This is a genomic window from Cereibacter sediminicola, assembly GCF_007668225.1.
Lineage (GTDB): Bacteria > Pseudomonadota > Alphaproteobacteria > Rhodobacterales > Rhodobacteraceae > Cereibacter_A > Cereibacter_A azotoformans.
This window is the reverse complement of sequence record NZ_VDEK01000037.1, coordinates 13,021-28,701: the sequence shown is the minus strand read 5'-3', so window position 1 is coordinate 28,701 and position 15,681 is coordinate 13,021. Positions and strand designations below refer to the sequence as shown.

Sequence of the window (15,681 nt, the reverse complement as noted above, 5' to 3'; positions counted from 1 at the left end):
GCCCTGGAAGGAAGATGGTCCCGCCGCCCGCGCCCGCAACGAGACCCTGCGCGCCTTCGAGACCCGGGCCGGATCGGCCGGTGGGTCATCTACTGCAATGCCGCGCGCCCTCATTCGGCGCTCGGAGGACGGACACCCCTCGAGGCCCATCTGGGACCCGAGGACGTAAAGGCGGCGGCATGATCAATCCGGCACAAGCTTAGCAACGCCGCCCAACTGTCCGGATCCCGGGGACAACCTCAGGGCGACGGGGACGATCTCGGCTGTGCCGAGGGCGTTGAAGCGGTTGATGGATTGCTGCGCTCTACGGCAACACGGAGGCTTTCGCGCAGGCGTGCATGGCCGAGGTGGAAGCGGGCAAGCTATGCGGCACCAACATGCCGATCATCCTCGACCGCCTTCAAAGATGTGACAGAAGGGTCATGGGACGTGCCCCGCACGGCTGGGAACGGGGTCTGGGGCTGATGACCACACTGGCCGACACGCCCACTTGGCTCGCTGCTTGGCAAGCCGACAATCGCGAACGGGTTGAGGCTGGCGCGAAGCGTGCAGCAGAGCAGGCCGCGCAGCGCGAGGCACGCGCGGCACAGCGTGCGGCCCGTGCTACCAGCACCCCCAAGCACGAGGCCAACCCCAAGCCGCGCATCGCGCCAGCACAACGCGCGCAGGCCGCCCCGGTACCCAAGCTGGTCCCGCCAGCCGGTGCAAAGGCAAGGCTCCACGAACCGCAAGGCTTCGGACACGATCTTAAGGAACCTGAGGCTTGGCCGTGAGGCGGCGGCAAGAGGCGCGAGCAGGTGCTTGACGACAATTCCCGGCCGCCTCGTGTGGTTCGGCATGTCGCCTGGCGGTGCTGCATGAAGTGCGGCAAGGCCTACTTTGCACAGGACCTGATCCGCCAGCCCATGTGCGAGGAATGCCGTCCAGAACAACCGCCGTGGTAAAGGAGACTCTGGGTTTCCATGGCGCGGGGGATGCCGCCCCCGACTAGCCGTGGCGTCAAGTTCCTCGGTAAATCCAACGGACGCAGCCGCGAGGGCTTGCCTCCTTTCAGGTCTCGACGCTGTCGCACCTCGGAGGATGGCTCCCAAGGTGTTTTGCTGATCGCTTCGCCCGAAGGGGCCGAGCTGCTTACGAACGGCTTACGGTATAGGTTCTAGCGCCGGGCGGCGCCCCGCAGGGTGCCGCTCAATGTATGTCATTTTTGCGGGAAAATGGTCGGAGCGAGAGGATTCGAACCTCCGACCCCCTGCTCCCGAAGCAGGTGCGCTACCAGGCTGCGCTACGCTCCGACCGTGGCGTGCGGAATAGATCGTCGCGCAGGCGAATGCAAGGGGGTCCGCGCGCTTTTCGTTACGCGCCGTCGCGCGTGTCGCGACGGCGGAGCAGACGCGGCATGAGCCCGACCTCGGGGCGCAGGCGCGTCTGGCTCGCCGGACGATGTTCGGACACGTTGCGGCGCGCCTCGCGGCCCACGATGTAGAGACCGCTCGCGATGATCACCGCCGCTCCAAGCCACGTCCAGGCGTCGGCGCGCTCACCGAAGACCAGCCACCCGAAGATCGCGGCCCAGATCATCTGCGAATATTGCATGGGCGCCACGATCACGGCCTCGGCCATGCGATAGGCCGCGATGGTGAGCAGCATCGCCACAAGACTGAAGGCTGCGATGATGCCCATCATGCCCAGATGCTCGATGGGCATGGGCCGATAGACGAACGGCAGCGCCAGGCCCAGGACGAAGAAGTTGGCCACCATCGGATAGAGGAGAAGCACCACGGACCGCTCATCCTGGCCGATCTTGCGCACGATGACCGATCCCAGCGACGAGGTGGCCGCGGCGAGGAGTGCGGCCCCATGCCCCAGGCTCAGTGGCTCGGCACCGGGGCGCAACACGATCAGGACGCCGAAGAGGCCTGCCGCGATGGCGCAGCCGCGGTGGAGCCCGATCGTCTCGCCGAGCAGCGGAATGGCGAGCAGCGTCACGAGAAGCGGCATGGTGAAGAGGATCGCGTAGGTCTGCGCCAGGGGCAGCACCGAGAAGGCATAGAAGGCGCAGAGGGCCGTCGTCACGATGCAGCCCGTGCGCAGCAGCACCCACCACGGATGGCGGGGCCTGAGGTTGCCCGAGACCCGGTCGCGCATCAGGATGATCGTGGCGAGGGGGAAGCCCAGGAGCGTCGCGAAGAACAGGATCTGGACAGCCGAATAGTCGCGACCGAGGAGCTTCACCACGACGTCATGTGTGGCGTAGATCGCGAATGCCAGCAGCGCGAGAAACGCGCCGCGTGTGTTGGATTTGGCCACGGGAAGGGACCGCCGCTTGCTTTCGGGAAGGTTCGGCGCACCATTGCGCGGAACCGCCGCGAGCGCAAGCGGCCGCCGGACAAAAAGGGGCGGCGGACCACCCCTTTTAGCGGCTCACAGGCTTGCGTCGAGTGCCGCGAGGATCGCGTCGCCCATGCCCGAGGTCGAGACCGGGGTGCCGCCCTCGGGGCCCATGAGGTCGGCGGTGCGGATGCCGGCGGCCAGCACCTTCTCGACCGCCGTCTCGAGGCGCGTGCCCTCGTCGCCCATGTCGAACGAATAGCGCAGCGCCATGGCAAAGCTGAGGATGCAGGCGATCGGGTTGGCCTTGCCCTGCCCCGCGATGTCGGGGGCCGAACCGTGCACCGGCTCGTAAAGCGCCTTGGGGCGACCGTTCGCCATCGGCGCGCCCAGGGAGGCCGAGGGCAGCATCCCCAGGGAGCCCGTCAGCATGGCGGCGCAGTCGGACAGGATGTCGCCGAACAGGTTGTCGGTCACGATCACGTCGAACTGGCGCGGCCAGCGCACAAGCTGCATGGCGCCATTGTCGGCGTACATGTGGCTCAGCTCGACATCCGCATATTCGTTGTCGTGGACCCACTGCACCTCTTCCCGCCAGAGGATGCCCGACTCCATCACGTTGGCCTTCTCCATCGAGCAGACCTTGTTGTTGCGCCTGCGGGCAAGCTCGAAGGCCGAGCGGGCCACGCGGCGGATTTCCTCGGTCGTGTAACGCTGGGTGTTGATGCCGACGCGGCCGCCCTCGTTGTCGGGGAAGATCCCGCGCGGTTCGCCGAAATACACGCCCGAGGTCAGTTCCCGCACGATCATGATGTCGAGCCCGGCCACGATCTCGCGCTTGAGGCTCGAGAAGTCGGCCAGCGCGTCGAAGCACTGCGCGGGACGCAGGTTGGAATAGAGGTCCATCTCCTTGCGCAGGCGCAGGAGGCCCCGCTCGGGCTTTACCGAGAAGTCGAGCACGTCGTATTTGGGGCCACCCACGGCGCCGAGCAGAACCGCATCCACCTCCTGCGCCTTGGCCATGGTGGCATCCGCCAGCGGCACGCCGTGAACGTCATAGGCCGCGCCCCCGACGAGATCCTCCGAGACGTCGAAGGTCACGCCGCGCTTCTCGCCGAACCAGCCGATGATGCGTTTCACCTCGGCCATGACTTCGGGACCGATGCCGTCGCCGGCGAGGATGAGAAGGGAGGGATTGGCCAAGGTACGCTCCTGCTAGCAATGGGATGTGCCGTGGCTACGCTCTCGCCCCTGTCGGGTCAAGCATCGCCCCGACGGTGCAGGTGGCGCTGGAGCCCGATGGGTGACTGCCCGTGTGGCTACCGCGCCGTCAGGGAGGCTCAAGCTCCACCCAGACCGGGCGGTGGCGCGAGGCCTGCGCAACGACAGATGCCAGCGGATCCTCGGGCGGGGGCCAGAGGACGCCGGAGCGCAGCACCCGCAAGTCGCGATCCGGCAGGATATAGTCCGTGCGCAGCAGACCCGGTCCGTTCGCGGCCCGGAAGTCGGCCGTGGCAAGGCTGCCGTCCGGCCCTGCCGGGGCCGGGTCTCGCACGCCCGGGTAGGCCAGAAGAGCCCGGATGGCACCCTGCGCCCCGTCTCCGGCCGACGGGTCGATGTTGGCCTTGCCCATCAGGAGAACCGGACCCTGCGGCGGCGCATGAGGCAGCCGCCCCTCCAGCAGGTGCAGCCAGAACAGCGCCTCATCTCCGCCCCGCCGCCCGTTTCGATCTTCCGGACCATCAAAGATCGGCGGCGTGGCCGACCAGAGCAGAAGCCGCAGATCCGGCCCGTCCGGCAGGCGCAGGGACACGTCCCAGTGGCCGGTGGTGGACAGACGCTGCACCGCCCGCGCCTCGGGCGCCATGGGGGGCAGGTTGGCCGCGGGCAGATCGCGCCAGAGGACATCGGAGAAGTCGCGCGCGTCCCCCAACGGCAGCCGCGACAGAAGGGCCATCCCCCCCTGCCCCGAGAACCGGCCCCACCCCTGCGCGTCCCCCGCGCCTCCGCGCCGGCCATCGCCGTCGAGGTCGAGCCCGGTCTGAAGCCCGGTGTTGGGCCTCAGCGCGAACAGATGGGGATAGAGGTCACCGGCCAGTTCCCGCACCGCGAGATGGCCGGCATCATAGTCCACATCGAGCAGCAGGAGCACATCGGCATCGAGCGCCTCGATCACCTGACGAACCGCGAGGATCTGCGGGTCCTCTCCCCTCAGGATGTCCCGAAGCAGCAGGCCGGGTCCCTTCCGAGACAGCCCGGCATCCCATACTGCGAAGCGAAGGACCTCTGCGCTGGCCACCCACGGCAGCAGCAGGACAAGCGCGATCAGACAGGCACAAAGCCCGCGTTGCCAATCATCTCTCCCATGCGCCGCTTCTCGCGGATCATCTGCGCGATACGGGCCATGCCCACGCCGCGCATGAAGAGACTTGCCGGAAGGAATGCCCATGCCGCCGTCGTCCAAACCAGGGTCTGCGGCGAAGCCAGCGTCAGCGGATCGAGCCCGCTGCTGCCCATCTTCACCACCGTCGGGATCAGGAATGGCAGCAGAAAGCCTAAGGCCACGTTAAGACGCGCGTCCCGCTGAAGGCGTTGCACCACGTCTCCGCCGGCCGTGGCCTCGAAGGTGGGCAGGTTGACCCAGACGTTGAAGGCGGCGTGGCGCGAGGGCCAGCGGTTCAGCCGGATCACCGCCACGAAGACGGCAATGGCGGCCGTGGCCACGAGATAGGCGATGCCCGCCGCGTTGCGCACCGCCTCCAGATCCTCCTGCGTGGCGCCCTCCGAGAGCATCAGCGTGGCGAGCCGGACGGGGCTGTAGGGGAAATCCATCGCATCCCCGATGGCGGCAGCCATCACCGCGAAGAGCGTTGTCAGCGTGGAGGGATCGCTTGCGTCGCGCTGCATCAGCGTAAGCGACAGGACCAGCACGAAAAGCAGGGCGTAGCGCAGCCGGTTGAAGGGGGGCGCGTCCCGGAACTCCACCAGCCCGGGATAGGTCGCGTTGTATTCGACGAAGGTGAGCACGCCCCCGAACAGGGCGACGAGGGCCACCATCTGCTTGCCGTCCGGGCCGACGCCCGGCAGCAGGATCGAGGGGGTCGCCAGAAGAATGACGACGAGAAACGCGCGCAGAAGCGCGCCCGCCAGCCTTGAAATCACGTCCTTCCCACCCCTCATCCGGATTGCCCGGAGCACCGACTCCGGCCTGTTTCCGAAAGCCCCCGCTCGTTTCGGCGGGTTTTCATGTCTCTGCTCAAATTGCCGTCTTCCACCTTCGGCCGCAATCTGGGGTAAGAGTAAGCTAACCTTTGTGACGTAATCGGGGAGATTGTGTCGCCGAACTGCATCAAAAGGTGGTAGAAAAAAGGCCGCCCGGAGGCGGCCTCTCATCTTGAGGTAGACTTTGGGTCAGACCCACGGTCTCAGGGTTGAGGCCTTCTTCTCGAAGCCGTCGATAGCCGCCACTTTTTCCAGCGTGAGCCCGATGTCGTCGAGGCCGTTCATCAGGCAGTGCCGCCGGAACGAATCAACCTGGAACGGAAAGAACTGCCCGTCCGAGGTGGTGACGGTCTGCGCCTCGAGATCCACGGTCATGCGCGCGTTGGCGCCCTTGCGGGCATCTTCCATCAGCACCTCGACCACCTCGGGCGGCATCACGATGGGCAGGATGCCGTTCTTGAAGCAGTTGTTGTAGAAGATGTCGGCGAAGCTGGTCGAGATCACGCAGCGGATGCCGAAATCCAGAAGCGCCCACGGCGCGTGTTCGCGCGACGAGCCGCAGCCGAAGTTGTCCCCCGCCACGATGATCTGTGCCTGCCGATAGGCCGGCTGGTTCAGCACGAAGTCGGCGATCTCGGTGCCGTCCTGGTTGTAGCGCATCTCGTCGAACAGGTTCTTGCCGAGACCCGAGCGCTGGATCGTCTTCAGGAACTGTTTCGGGATGATCATGTCGGTGTCGATGTTCACGAGCGGCATGGGCGCCGCGACACCGGTCAGCTTGGTAAATTTGTCCATTTCGGTTTCCCTGGGTGGTCCGCCGCAGCGGCGCCGGAGGCGGACTTCGCCTCCGGCCGGGGATCAGACGGTCTCGGCCATCATCTCGCGCACATCGGTCAGGTGACCGGTGATGGCGGCGGCGGCGGCCATGCCGGGGCTGACGAGATGCGTGCGGCCGTTGCGGCCCTGACGGCCCTCGAAGTTCCGGTTCGAGGTCGAGGCGCAACGCTCGCCGGGGGAGAGCTGGTCGGGGTTCATCGCGAGGCACATCGAGCAGCCGGCAAGCCGCCATTCGAAGCCCGCGTCGATGAAGATCTGCGCCAGACCCTCTTCCTCGGCCTGTGCCCGCACGAGACCCGAGCCGGGCACGACCATCGCCCGCATTCCCGGCGCGATCTTCTTGCCCTTCAGGATCTCGGCCGCGGCGCGCAGATCCTCGATCCGGCCGTTGGTGCAGGAGCCGATGAAGACCGTGTCGATCTTGATGTCGGTGAGCTTCATGCCGGGCGTGAGGCCCATGTAGTCGAGGCTGCGGTGCGCGGCCTCGACCTTGCCGCCCGAGAACTCCTCGGGCGAGGGCACGGTCGCGGTGATCGGCAGCACATCCTCGGGGCTGGTGCCCCAGGTCACGACGGGCGCGATGTCCTCGCCGCGGATCGTCACGACCTTGTCGAAATGGGCGCCCTCGTCGGTGAAGAGCGTCTTCCAGTAGGACAGCGCCGCCTCCCACGCCGCGCCCTTCGGCGCGTGCGGGCGGCCCATGACATAGGCGAAGGTCGTCTCGTCCGGCGCGATCAGGCCGGCACGCGCGCCGCCTTCGATCGCCATGTTGCAGACGGTCATCCGGCCTTCCATCGACAGCTCGCGGATCGCCTGCCCGCAATATTCGATGACGTAGCCTGTGCCGCCCGCCGTGCCGGTGAGGCCGATCACCGAGAGCGTGATGTCCTTGGCGGTGACGCCGGGGCGCAGGCTCCCGGTGATCTCCACCTTCATGTTCTTCGACTTCTTCTGGATCAGCGTCTGGGTGGCCAGCACATGCTCGACCTCGGAGGTGCCGATGCCATGCGCGAGCGCGCCGAAGGCGCCGTGGGTGGCGGTGTGGCTGTCACCGCAGACCACCGTCATGCCCGGCAGCGTCCAGCCCTGCTCGGGGCCGACGATGTGGACGATCCCCTGACGGATGTCGGACACCGGATAGTAGTTGATGCCGAAGTCCTTGGCGTTCCTGTCGAGCGCCTCGACCTGGATGCGCGATTCCTCGTTGTCGATCCGGGTGTCGCGGCCCTCGGTCGTGGGGACGTTGTGGTCCGGCACGGCGATGGTCTTTTCCGGCGCGCGCACCTTGCGGCCGGTCATACGCAGCCCCTCGAAGGCCTGCGGGCTCGTCACCTCATGGACGAGGTGGCGGTCGATGTAGAGCAGGCAGGTGCCGTCTTCGGCCTGATGGACGACGTGATCGTCCCAGATCTTGTCATAGAGCGTTCTCGGAGCGGTCATGGCTCTCTCGCGATGGCTGTGGATTTATGGGGGAAGGCAGGCGAAAGCCGCACGCCGACTCAAAGTCGGGCGAGGATCGAGAGGCTGGCGCCGTAGAACCGCCAAGGCAGCCGGGCGCGATCGTCCATGTCGAAGATGCGTTCCATGCCGGGGCTTTTACGTTGTTATGCGCGCGCAGGCAACAACTGCGTGAACCGGAAGCACCTTCACGGAGTTGTTCCCGATCCGCAAAGGAGCCGCGAGATGAATGGTGTCATTGACTACAAGGGATACGAGCAGTCCCACTACCAGGTCGAATCCGCCGATGAAGGCACCGAGATCCGACAATATGGCTCGCATCTCGTGGCCGAGGTCGCCATGAGGGGCGATCGCTCCACCGCCATCACCCGCGGCTTCCGCGTGCTCGCCCGCTACATCTTCGGCGGCAATGCCCAAGGCCGGCGGATCGAGATGACCGTTCCGGTAAGCCAGTTGCCGGAAGCGGCCGATCGCTGGATCGTCCGCTTCATGATGCCCGGCGGGATGAGCGCGGGGACACTGCCCGTGCCCAACGACAGCCGCATCCGCTTCGTCACCGTGCCGCCATCGCGGCAGGCGGTGCGCCGCTTCTCGGGCTGGCCCACGTCGAACCTTCTCCAGCGCCAGTCGGGCGAGCTTGCGCAATGGATCGACGCGCGCGGGCTGACGATGCACGAGGGGCCCTTCTACTACTTCTACGATTCGCCCATGACCCTGCCCTGGCAGCGGCGCAACGAGGTTGCCTTCCGCCTCGGCGAGGGCTAACCGCAGCCTGCCGCCCGCATTGAGATTCCGACGCGGCAATGTTACCTTTGACGGATAGCCTGGCGCCGGGGCCTGTCGGCGCGCCACACGGGAGGACGACCCTGTCACATTCTGACCCCGCGACCGGACTTCCGGTCGGGCAGCGGCCGGCTCGCACGAGCACCGCGAACGAACCCGCCAACGAGCCTTCGAGCGAGGAGCTGCTGCAGGCTGTGCTCGCCTCGGTGGAAGATGACAAGGCCGAGGACATCGTCCAGATCGATCTCCGCGGACGCTCGGACATGGCCGATTACATGGTCATCTGCTCGGGCCGCTCGTCGCGTCAGGTCGCCGCGATCTCCGAAAAGCTGATGGACCGGGTGAAACAGCAGTTCGGCCGGCTCTCGAAGGTCGAAGGCAAGGAAACCGGCGACTGGGTGCTGATCGACACGGGCGATGTGATCGTCCATGTCTTCCGCCCCGAGGTGCGCGAGTTCTACCAGCTCGAGAAGATGTGGATGCCCGGCGGCGCCCAGGGCCTGTCGCGCAGCTGATGAAGCTGCAACTCTGCGCCGTGGGACGGCTGCGCAGCGGCCCCGAGCGGGATCTGGTCGAGGATTATCTCGGCCGGTTCGAGCGGACGGGCCGGCCGCTGGGCCTGCCGCCGGTGCAGCTTCTCGAGGTCGAGGACCGCAAGGGCGGCGGCATGGAGGCCGAGGCCGAGCTTCTAGCGCGGGCCATGGCGCCGGGGGCGGTGCTCGCCATCCTGGATGAGCGCGGCCGCACCCTCTCCTCGCCCGAGTTTGCCGAACAGCTTGCGCGCTGGCGCGACACCGGGCGGGACGTGGCGCTGGCGATCGGCGGGGCCAACGGCCTCGCCCCGCGCCTGCGCGACCGGGCGGATTTCGCGCTTTCCTTCGGGCGGATGGTCTGGCCGCACATGCTGGTGCGGGTGATGCTGGCCGAACAGCTCTACCGGGCGGCCACCATCCTCGCCGGCTCGCCCTATCATCGGGTCTAGCGCCCAAGCCACCCGCTTGTGCAGCGCCGCTGCTTGGGCTAGGCCCGCATCATGCCGGATCTCTTTGCCTATACCGATGGTGCCTGCAGTGGAAATCCCGGCCCCGGAGGTTGGGGCGTGCTGATGCTTGCCCGCGACGGAGAGGCCGTGGTCAAGGAGCGCACGCTTCAGGGCGGCGAGGCGCTGACCACCAACAACCGGATGGAGCTGATGGCGGCGATCTCGGCGCTCGAGGCGCTGACGCGGCCGACGGAGATCACCATCGTGACCGACAGCGCCTATGTGAAGAACGGCGTCACCACCTGGATCCACGGCTGGAAGCGGAACGGCTGGAAGACCGCCGACAGGAAGCCCGTGAAGAACGCCGAACTGTGGGAAAGGCTGGACGCCGCGCAAGAGCGGCACAAGGTCGTCTGGCGCTGGATCAAGGGCCACGCCGGCCACGCCGAGAACGAGCGCGCGGACGAACTGGCCCGCGCGGGCATGGCGCCCTTCAAGACGCGCTAGTTTTCGAGCTTTCGTTCGGTTACAGTCGGGTCATGGCCCGACCCCGCTCACTGCCCGACGCCGAGGTTCATGACACGATCTGCCGGATGCTCTCGGGCAACGGCGACCGGGCGGTGTCCTTCGGCACCGTCTCACGGGCAACCGGCCTTGCGGCCGCGACCCTCGCGGGGCGCTACCGCACGCGCGACGGGATGGTGCAGGCGGCGCTTGGCCACTTCTGGGACCGGCTCGAGGCGGCGGCCGAGGACAGCGCCGCAGAAACCAAGGCGACCGCCTTCCTGAAGGCCCTGGGAGAGGCGGCCGATCCGCATCTCGTGGCCCTTTCGCTCACGTTGCCCGAACTGCGCCCGCGTGCCGAGGCCTGGCGCCAGACCGTCGAGGCGGGGCTTGCCCTGCGTCTCGGCCGGGCGGAACCGGCGGCGATGATGTTCGCGCTCTGGCAGGGCCAGCGGCTCTGGCAGGAGGCGGGCGGGCGCAGCTTCAGGCTGAAGGACGCCGCCCGACGGCTCAGCCCCACGGGCTGAGGCCTACTGGCTCAGGACATGTAACGCCGCCAGAGCCAGATCAGCAGCATCGCCCCCACCACCGCGCCGACAAAGGTTCCGATGGCGCCGGTCAGGGCCATGAGCAGGCGCAACAGCAGCCAGCCCACCACCGCCCCGCCCATGCCGATGGCGACGGTCGTCGGCACATCGGTCTCGACGCGCATGATGCGCGTGGCAAGGAAGCCCGCCGCCGCGCCAATGATCAGAAGCATGAGGAACAGGGCCATCGGCCACCTCCGGGAACGGGTTGAACCGCGCCGCCCGGCCTCCGCGGGAACGGAGGCTCAGGACGCCGTGGCGAGGCTGCCCCTGGGCAGCGCAAAGCCGCGCAGGAACTCGTCGCGCTCCATCGGGCGCTTGCCCTCGCGCTGCGCGAGCGTGATCTCGACCGCACCCGAGCCGCAGGCGATCATGAGCCCATCGAGGACCTCGCCCGGAGCGCCCTGCACCTCGGCCAGCCGGCAGCGCAAGAGCTTGACCCGCTCGCCGCCCAGCACCGTCCAGGCGCCGGGAAACGGCGAGAGGCCACGGATCTGCCGGTCGATCTCCGAGGCCGGGCGGGTCCAGTCGATCCCGGCCTCGGCCTTGGCGATCTTCTCGGCATAGGTCACGCCCTCTTCGGGCTGCGGCTGCGGCACCAGATCGTCGAGCGCCTCGATCGCGCCGAGGATCAGCCGCGCGCCCATGCCGGACAGCCGGTCATGCAGATCCTGCACCGTGTCTTCGGCGCCGATGTGGGTCTTTTCGCACATCAGCACCGGCCCGGTGTCGAGCCCGGCCTCCATCTGCATGATGCAGATGCCGGTCTCATCGTCCCCCGCAAGGATCGCTCGGTGGATCGGCGCCGCCCCCCGCCAGCGCGGCAGCAGCGAGGCATGGATGTTCAGGCAGCCGCGGTCCGGCGCATCAAGGATCGCTTGCGGCAGGATCAGCCCGTAGGCCACGACCACCGCCACCTCGGCCCCGAGCGCCGCGAACTCGGCCTGCACCTCGGGCGAGCGCAGCGATTTCGGGTGACGGACCGGCAGACCCAGCTCTTCGGCGCGGGCCTGCACCGGCGTCGGCCGGTCCTTCTTGCCGCGCCCCGCGGGCCGCGGCGGCTGGCAATAGACGCAGACGACCTCGTGATGGGCGTGCAGCGCCTCGAGCACGGGAACCGAAAAGTCGGGCGAGCCCATGAACACCACGCGCATGGTTCAGCCCACCCGGCGCAGGTATTTCTCGGACTTCGCGATCACCATCTTCCGCTTCAGGGCCGAAAGATGGTCGATGTAGAGCTTGCCGTTCAGATGGTCGATCTGGTGCTGGACCGAGGTCGCCCAGATGTCCACGAAGTCGCGCTCTTCCATCTCGCCGGCCGGGTTCAGGAAGCGCACGGTCACGGCGCGCGGGCGCGAGATCACGGCCGTGGCGCCGGGCAGGTTCGGGCTGCCCTCCTCATGCTCGCGAAACTGGCCCGAGGCATGGAGGATCTCGGGGTTGGCGAGCCGGATCGCCTTGCCGCGGCTGTCCGAGCAATCGACCACGGCGAGCCGCAGCATCACCCCGATCTGCGGCCCGGCAAGACCGTAGCCCGGCATCGCGTCCATCGTCTCGACCATGTCGTTCCAGATCGCGCGGATCTCCTCGGTCACCGCCTCGACCGGCGCGGCGGCCGTCTTCAGCCGCTTGTCGGGATACATCACGAAGGGGCGGATCATGGCTGCATCTCCCGCAGGGCCGCATCGCGCGCCGCAGGCGCTGCGCGGTCGAGGATCACGATCCCGTCCAGATGGTCGATCTCGTGCTGGGCGCAGATCGCGGCAAAGCCCGAGAGCAGCGCCGCCTGCTCAGCGCCGAAAAGGCTCGTCCAGCGCAGGCGGATCTCGGGCGCGCGGGCGACGGTCAGGCGGGGGCCGGGGATCGAGAGGCAGCCCTCCGGCCCCTCCGCGCGCTCGCTGGACATCCAGAGGATCTCGGGATTGACGAAGACCTGCGGCTCGGCAGGGCCGTCCTTCCAGACCGCATCCATCACGAAGAGCCGCGCCATCTCGCCCACCTGCGGCGCCGCAAGCCCGCGGCCCTGCGCATGATACATCGTGGCCAGCATGTCCGACGCCAGCTCTTCCAGCGCCGGCCCCGGCACGGCGGGGGCGCAGGGCTGCGACAGGCGCGGGTCGGGCCAGCGCAGGATCGGACGGACCGCCATCAGGCCTTCTGCACCAGACCCGAGGCCTGGGCCCGCTTGAACTTCTCCATCTTGCGCGTGATCATCTGGCGCTTGAGCGGGCGCAGGTAGTCGATGAACAGCTTGCCGTCGAGATGGTCGATCTCGTGCTGCACGCAGGTGGCCCAGAGGCCCGAGAACTGCTCCTCCTCCTCGCGGCCGTCGATGCCGGTCCAGCGGACCTTGACCTCGGCCGGGCGCTCCACGTCGGCGAAGACGTTGGGCAGCGAGAGGCAGCCCTCCTCGTAGGTCGAGACATCCTCCGACGCCCAGACGATCTGCGGATTGATCATCGCGATCGGGCGCCGCGGCGCTTCGGGCTGCTTGTTGCAGTCCATCACCACGAGCCTCCGCGTCACGCCCACCTGAGGCGCCGCGAGCCCGATGCCCGGCGCGTCGTACATCGTGGCCAGCATGTCATCGGCCAGACGGCGCAGATCGTCCGTGATCTCGGCGACGGGGTCGCAGATCTTCTTCAGGCGCGGGTCCGGGTGGATCAGGATGGAGCGTATCATGGGCGTGATTTACGACCTGCCGGGGCTTCGCGCAATGGGCGGGGCGATCTGCGGCTGCGGCACGCCTTCGCACACCCCCGACGGGCCGGCCGCCCTTGCGCCTGCCGCCGCGTCGGCTAGGCTCGCCCCAAACAGGAGCGACCATGAACTTCGACGAGCGCATCGACCGCCGCGGCTCTCACTCGGTCAAGTGGGACATGATGGAGACCCTCTACGGCGTGCCCGCCTCGACCGGCATCGCCATGTGGGTAGCCGACATGGAGTTCCGGCCGCCGGCCGCGATCCAGAAGGCCGTCGAAGGCATGGCGGCGCATGGGCTCTACGGCTACTTCGGCGACGACCGCGACTATCTGGCCGCGATCCGCTGGTGGATGGAGCACCGCCACGGCTGGGAAGTGGCGCCCGAATGGATCTTCACCGTCCACGGCCTCGTGAACGGCACCGCCCTCTGCGTCGATGCCTTCACCCAGCCGGGGGATGGGGTGGTGCTGATGACGCCGGTGTATCACGCCTTCTCGCGCGTGATCCGCGCGGCGGGGCGCGACGTGGTCGAATGCCGGCTGGCGCAGGACAATGGCCGCTATGTCATGGACCTTGACGCTTGGGACGCGCAGATGACGGGGCGCGAGCGGATGCTCATCCTCTGTTCGCCGCACAATCCCGGCGGCCGGGTCTGGACCGTCGAGGAACTGCGGCAGGTCGCCGATTTCTGCGTGCGGCACGACCTGATCCTCGTGTCGGACGAGATCCACCACGATCTCGTCTATCCCGGTCAGCGCCATACGGTGATGCCGCTGGCCGCGCCCGAGGTGCTCGAGCGGCTGGTCATGCTCACGGCCGGGACCAAGACCTTCAACATCGCCGGCGCCCATTGCGGCAATGTCATCATTCCCGACCCCACGCTCCGCGCCACCATGGCCCGCAGGATCGGGGCGCTCGGGATCTCGCCGAACTCGTTCGGGCTGTTCATGGTGTCGGCCGGCTATTCGCCGGAAGGCGCGGAATGGGCCGATGCGCTGATGCGCTATCTCGAGGGCAACCGCGCGCTGTTCGACGAGCGGATCAACCGGATCCCCGGCCTGCGCTCGATGCCGCTCGAGGCGACCTATCTGTCCTGGGTCGATTTCGCCGGAACCGGCATGAGCGCCGACGAGATCCACCGCCGCGTGCAGTCTGACGCGCAGATCGTCGCCAACCACGGCGCAACCTTCGGCGCAGGCGGCGAGAGCTTCTTGCGCTTCAACATCGCGGCCCCGCGGGCGCAGGTCGAAGAGGCGCTGGAGAGACTCACCCGCGCCTTCGCCGACCTGCAATGATCAGGCGCGCGGCAGATACCCGGCGGGAGGCTCCTGCTCCTGCCAGAAATCCAGCGGCGGACGATCCGTCGGAGCGGTCGCACGCTTGAAGTCGCAGATAAGTTCCCCCTTCTCGACCACCGCGCAGACGATCAGGCACTGGCACACCAGACGCTCACCGTCATACAGATTCACAAGCCCGCGGAGGGCCCGGATCTGGTCCGCATCGAGCGCGAATCCGCCATCCCAGAGGCGCAGCACCGGGATCTCGGTGCCGCCGAAGCGGACGCGGAGCCGCGACTTGCGTTTCATCTCGGCCTTCTGCGCAGCGGCAAGGCCGTCCCTGATCTCTTGAGGCAGATACTCGAGCATGAATGACTCCCTGGTGCTCACATGTGAGTCTGGGGGCAAATGGTAAAAAATCAAGCTATCCGAAAGAAGATTTCGTCAGACAGGGGCCGCGCGACAACAATCATGCGCGCCCTAGGCGGCGCGAACGTAATGTTCCACAATGGTTGCCAGATCGTTCACAGGAGTCGAGATGGCAAAATAGCCACAGGCGTTCTGGCAATGGCTGAAGATCGACCCGTCCGAAAAGACGGCCGTGTCCGTCAGAAACACCACCTTCGCCCAGGGCTGCCGGAAGGCCGCGAAGTCCGCCACCGCCAGCGCCGAGCCTTCGTCGAGCATCAGGTCCAGCATCACCACCTGGATCCGGTGCGCGCAGAGCACCCTCACCGCGCATTCCTGACTGTGGGTGACATGGACGGTGATGCCGCCCTCGCGCAGACGCTCGGCCCATTGGCTGGCAAGATCCTCGCGGTTTTCCACGATCAGGACATGCATTCTGGCTTTCCTTCGACTTTGCCGAGAACTTGTCTCACCTTGGGCCAGAATGTTTTAACGTGTCGTTAACGCAATCGATCATGTTGGGAAAATTGGCGTGAGACGGCGGATCCCTGCCGCCGCACCCGGAACGGGCCGATGCTGCGGCTCGCAGCTT

Annotated in this window: 20 protein-coding genes and 1 tRNA gene; 7 read left to right on the top strand and 14 right to left on the bottom strand. The window is 67.3% G+C overall.

Features of this window, described 5'->3' with window-relative positions; genetic code table 11:
* The first annotated feature begins 338 nt into the window (after positions 1-338).
* Entirely contained in the window at positions 339-773 is a 435-nt protein-coding gene (locus FG154_RS17660) for a hypothetical protein (RefSeq protein WP_145110773.1), read from the top strand.
* Between the two features lie 442 nt (positions 774-1,215).
* On the opposite strand, the gene FG154_RS17655 is transcribed toward FG154_RS17660, so the two are convergent.
* From FG154_RS17655 to leuC, 7 genes are all read right to left on the bottom strand, one after another.
* A tRNA-Pro gene (locus FG154_RS17655) sits at positions 1,216-1,292 on the bottom strand.
* A gap of 61 nt (positions 1,293-1,353) precedes the next feature.
* Positions 1,354-2,307, bottom strand: coding sequence for a DMT family transporter (locus tag FG154_RS17650; RefSeq protein ID WP_145110770.1), 954 nt, complete (start codon positions 2,305-2,307; stop codon positions 1,354-1,356).
* Between the two features lie 114 nt (positions 2,308-2,421).
* A complete protein-coding gene (gene leuB / locus FG154_RS17645) occupies positions 2,422-3,531 on the bottom strand; it encodes a 3-isopropylmalate dehydrogenase (protein WP_145110767.1) in 1,110 nt (369 codons plus the stop codon).
* Positions 3,532-3,658: 127 nt separating this feature from the next.
* Complete coding sequence (locus tag FG154_RS17640) at positions 3,659-4,627, bottom strand: endonuclease/exonuclease/phosphatase family protein (protein WP_246100389.1); 969 nt, start codon at positions 4,625-4,627, stop codon at positions 3,659-3,661.
* A gap of 26 nt (positions 4,628-4,653) precedes the next feature.
* The gene (locus FG154_RS17635; RefSeq protein WP_246100387.1) at positions 4,654-5,508 is read right to left on the bottom strand and encodes a hypothetical protein; all 855 of its coding nucleotides are present in this window, start codon (positions 5,506-5,508) and stop codon (positions 4,654-4,656) included.
* Positions 5,509-5,739: 231 nt separating this feature from the next.
* Entirely contained in the window at positions 5,740-6,345 is a 606-nt protein-coding gene (gene leuD, locus FG154_RS17630) for a 3-isopropylmalate dehydratase small subunit (RefSeq protein ID WP_145110761.1), read from the bottom strand.
* 63 nt (positions 6,346-6,408) lie between these two features.
* The gene (gene leuC, locus FG154_RS17625; protein ID WP_145110758.1) at positions 6,409-7,827 is read right to left on the bottom strand and encodes a 3-isopropylmalate dehydratase large subunit; all 1,419 of its coding nucleotides are present in this window, start codon (positions 7,825-7,827) and stop codon (positions 6,409-6,411) included.
* Between the two features lie 243 nt (positions 7,828-8,070).
* Here leuC and FG154_RS17615 point away from each other — a divergent pair, with 243 nt between their 5' ends.
* The 5 genes from FG154_RS17615 to FG154_RS17595 all read left to right on the top strand — a co-directional run bounded on the left by FG154_RS17615 (position 8,071) and on the right by FG154_RS17595 (position 10,641).
* Positions 8,071-8,610: an SOUL family heme-binding protein gene (locus FG154_RS17615; RefSeq protein WP_145110755.1), complete on the top strand. Its 540-nt coding sequence runs from the start codon at positions 8,071-8,073 to the stop codon at positions 8,608-8,610.
* Positions 8,611-8,822: 212 nt separating this feature from the next.
* Positions 8,823-9,143, top strand: a complete 321-nt coding sequence (rsfS, locus tag FG154_RS17610; protein ID WP_145110752.1) for a ribosome silencing factor — start codon at positions 8,823-8,825, stop codon at positions 9,141-9,143.
* Positions 9,143-9,610 carry a 23S rRNA (pseudouridine(1915)-N(3))-methyltransferase RlmH gene (gene rlmH, locus FG154_RS17605; protein ID WP_145110749.1) on the top strand — a complete coding sequence of 156 codons (468 nt, stop codon included), beginning with the start codon at positions 9,143-9,145 and terminating at the stop codon, positions 9,608-9,610. Before rsfS ends, rlmH begins: the two co-directional genes overlap by 1 nt.
* Positions 9,611-9,661: 51 nt before the next feature.
* On the top strand, positions 9,662-10,117 hold the full coding sequence (gene rnhA, locus FG154_RS17600; protein ID WP_145110746.1) for a ribonuclease HI: 456 nt from the start codon (positions 9,662-9,664) through the stop codon (positions 10,115-10,117).
* Positions 10,118-10,149: 32 nt separating this feature from the next.
* The gene (locus tag FG154_RS17595; RefSeq protein ID WP_145110743.1) at positions 10,150-10,641 is read left to right on the top strand and encodes a transcriptional regulator; all 492 of its coding nucleotides are present in this window, start codon (positions 10,150-10,152) and stop codon (positions 10,639-10,641) included.
* 11 nt (positions 10,642-10,652) lie between these two features.
* Here FG154_RS17595 and FG154_RS17590 read toward each other — a convergent pair whose 3' ends face one another.
* From FG154_RS17590 to def (FG154_RS17570), 5 genes are read right to left on the bottom strand one after another with little or no spacing between them, the layout of a single operon-like run.
* Positions 10,653-10,889 carry a GlsB/YeaQ/YmgE family stress response membrane protein gene (locus FG154_RS17590; protein WP_145110740.1) on the bottom strand — a complete coding sequence of 79 codons (237 nt, stop codon included), beginning with the start codon at positions 10,887-10,889 and terminating at the stop codon, positions 10,653-10,655.
* Positions 10,890-10,946: 57 nt separating this feature from the next.
* Positions 10,947-11,855, bottom strand: coding sequence for a methionyl-tRNA formyltransferase (gene fmt, locus FG154_RS17585; protein WP_145110735.1), 909 nt, complete (start codon positions 11,853-11,855; stop codon positions 10,947-10,949).
* Between the two features lie 3 nt (positions 11,856-11,858).
* Positions 11,859-12,362: a peptide deformylase gene (gene def / locus FG154_RS17580; protein ID WP_145110732.1), complete on the bottom strand. Its 504-nt coding sequence runs from the start codon at positions 12,360-12,362 to the stop codon at positions 11,859-11,861.
* On the bottom strand, positions 12,359-12,850 hold the full coding sequence (gene def, locus FG154_RS17575; protein ID WP_145110729.1) for a peptide deformylase: 492 nt from the start codon (positions 12,848-12,850) through the stop codon (positions 12,359-12,361). Before def (FG154_RS17575) ends, def (FG154_RS17580) begins: the two co-directional genes overlap by 4 nt.
* Positions 12,850-13,383, bottom strand: a complete 534-nt coding sequence (gene def, locus FG154_RS17570) for a peptide deformylase (protein ID WP_145110725.1) — start codon at positions 13,381-13,383, stop codon at positions 12,850-12,852. Before def (FG154_RS17570) ends, def (FG154_RS17575) begins: the two co-directional genes overlap by 1 nt.
* A gap of 143 nt (positions 13,384-13,526) precedes the next feature.
* Here def (FG154_RS17570) and FG154_RS17565 point away from each other — a divergent pair, with 143 nt between their 5' ends.
* On the top strand, positions 13,527-14,699 hold the full coding sequence (locus tag FG154_RS17565) for a MalY/PatB family protein (RefSeq protein WP_145110722.1): 1,173 nt from the start codon (positions 13,527-13,529) through the stop codon (positions 14,697-14,699).
* On the opposite strand, the gene FG154_RS17560 is transcribed toward FG154_RS17565, so the two are convergent.
* Both FG154_RS17560 and FG154_RS17555 read right to left on the bottom strand, forming a co-directional pair.
* Positions 14,700-15,050, bottom strand: a complete 351-nt coding sequence (locus tag FG154_RS17560; RefSeq protein ID WP_145110719.1) for a hypothetical protein — start codon at positions 15,048-15,050, stop codon at positions 14,700-14,702.
* Positions 15,051-15,161: 111 nt separating this feature from the next.
* On the bottom strand, positions 15,162-15,524 hold the full coding sequence (locus FG154_RS17555; protein WP_145110714.1) for a DNA-binding transcriptional response regulator: 363 nt from the start codon (positions 15,522-15,524) through the stop codon (positions 15,162-15,164).
* Between the last annotated feature and the right edge of the window lie 157 nt (positions 15,525-15,681).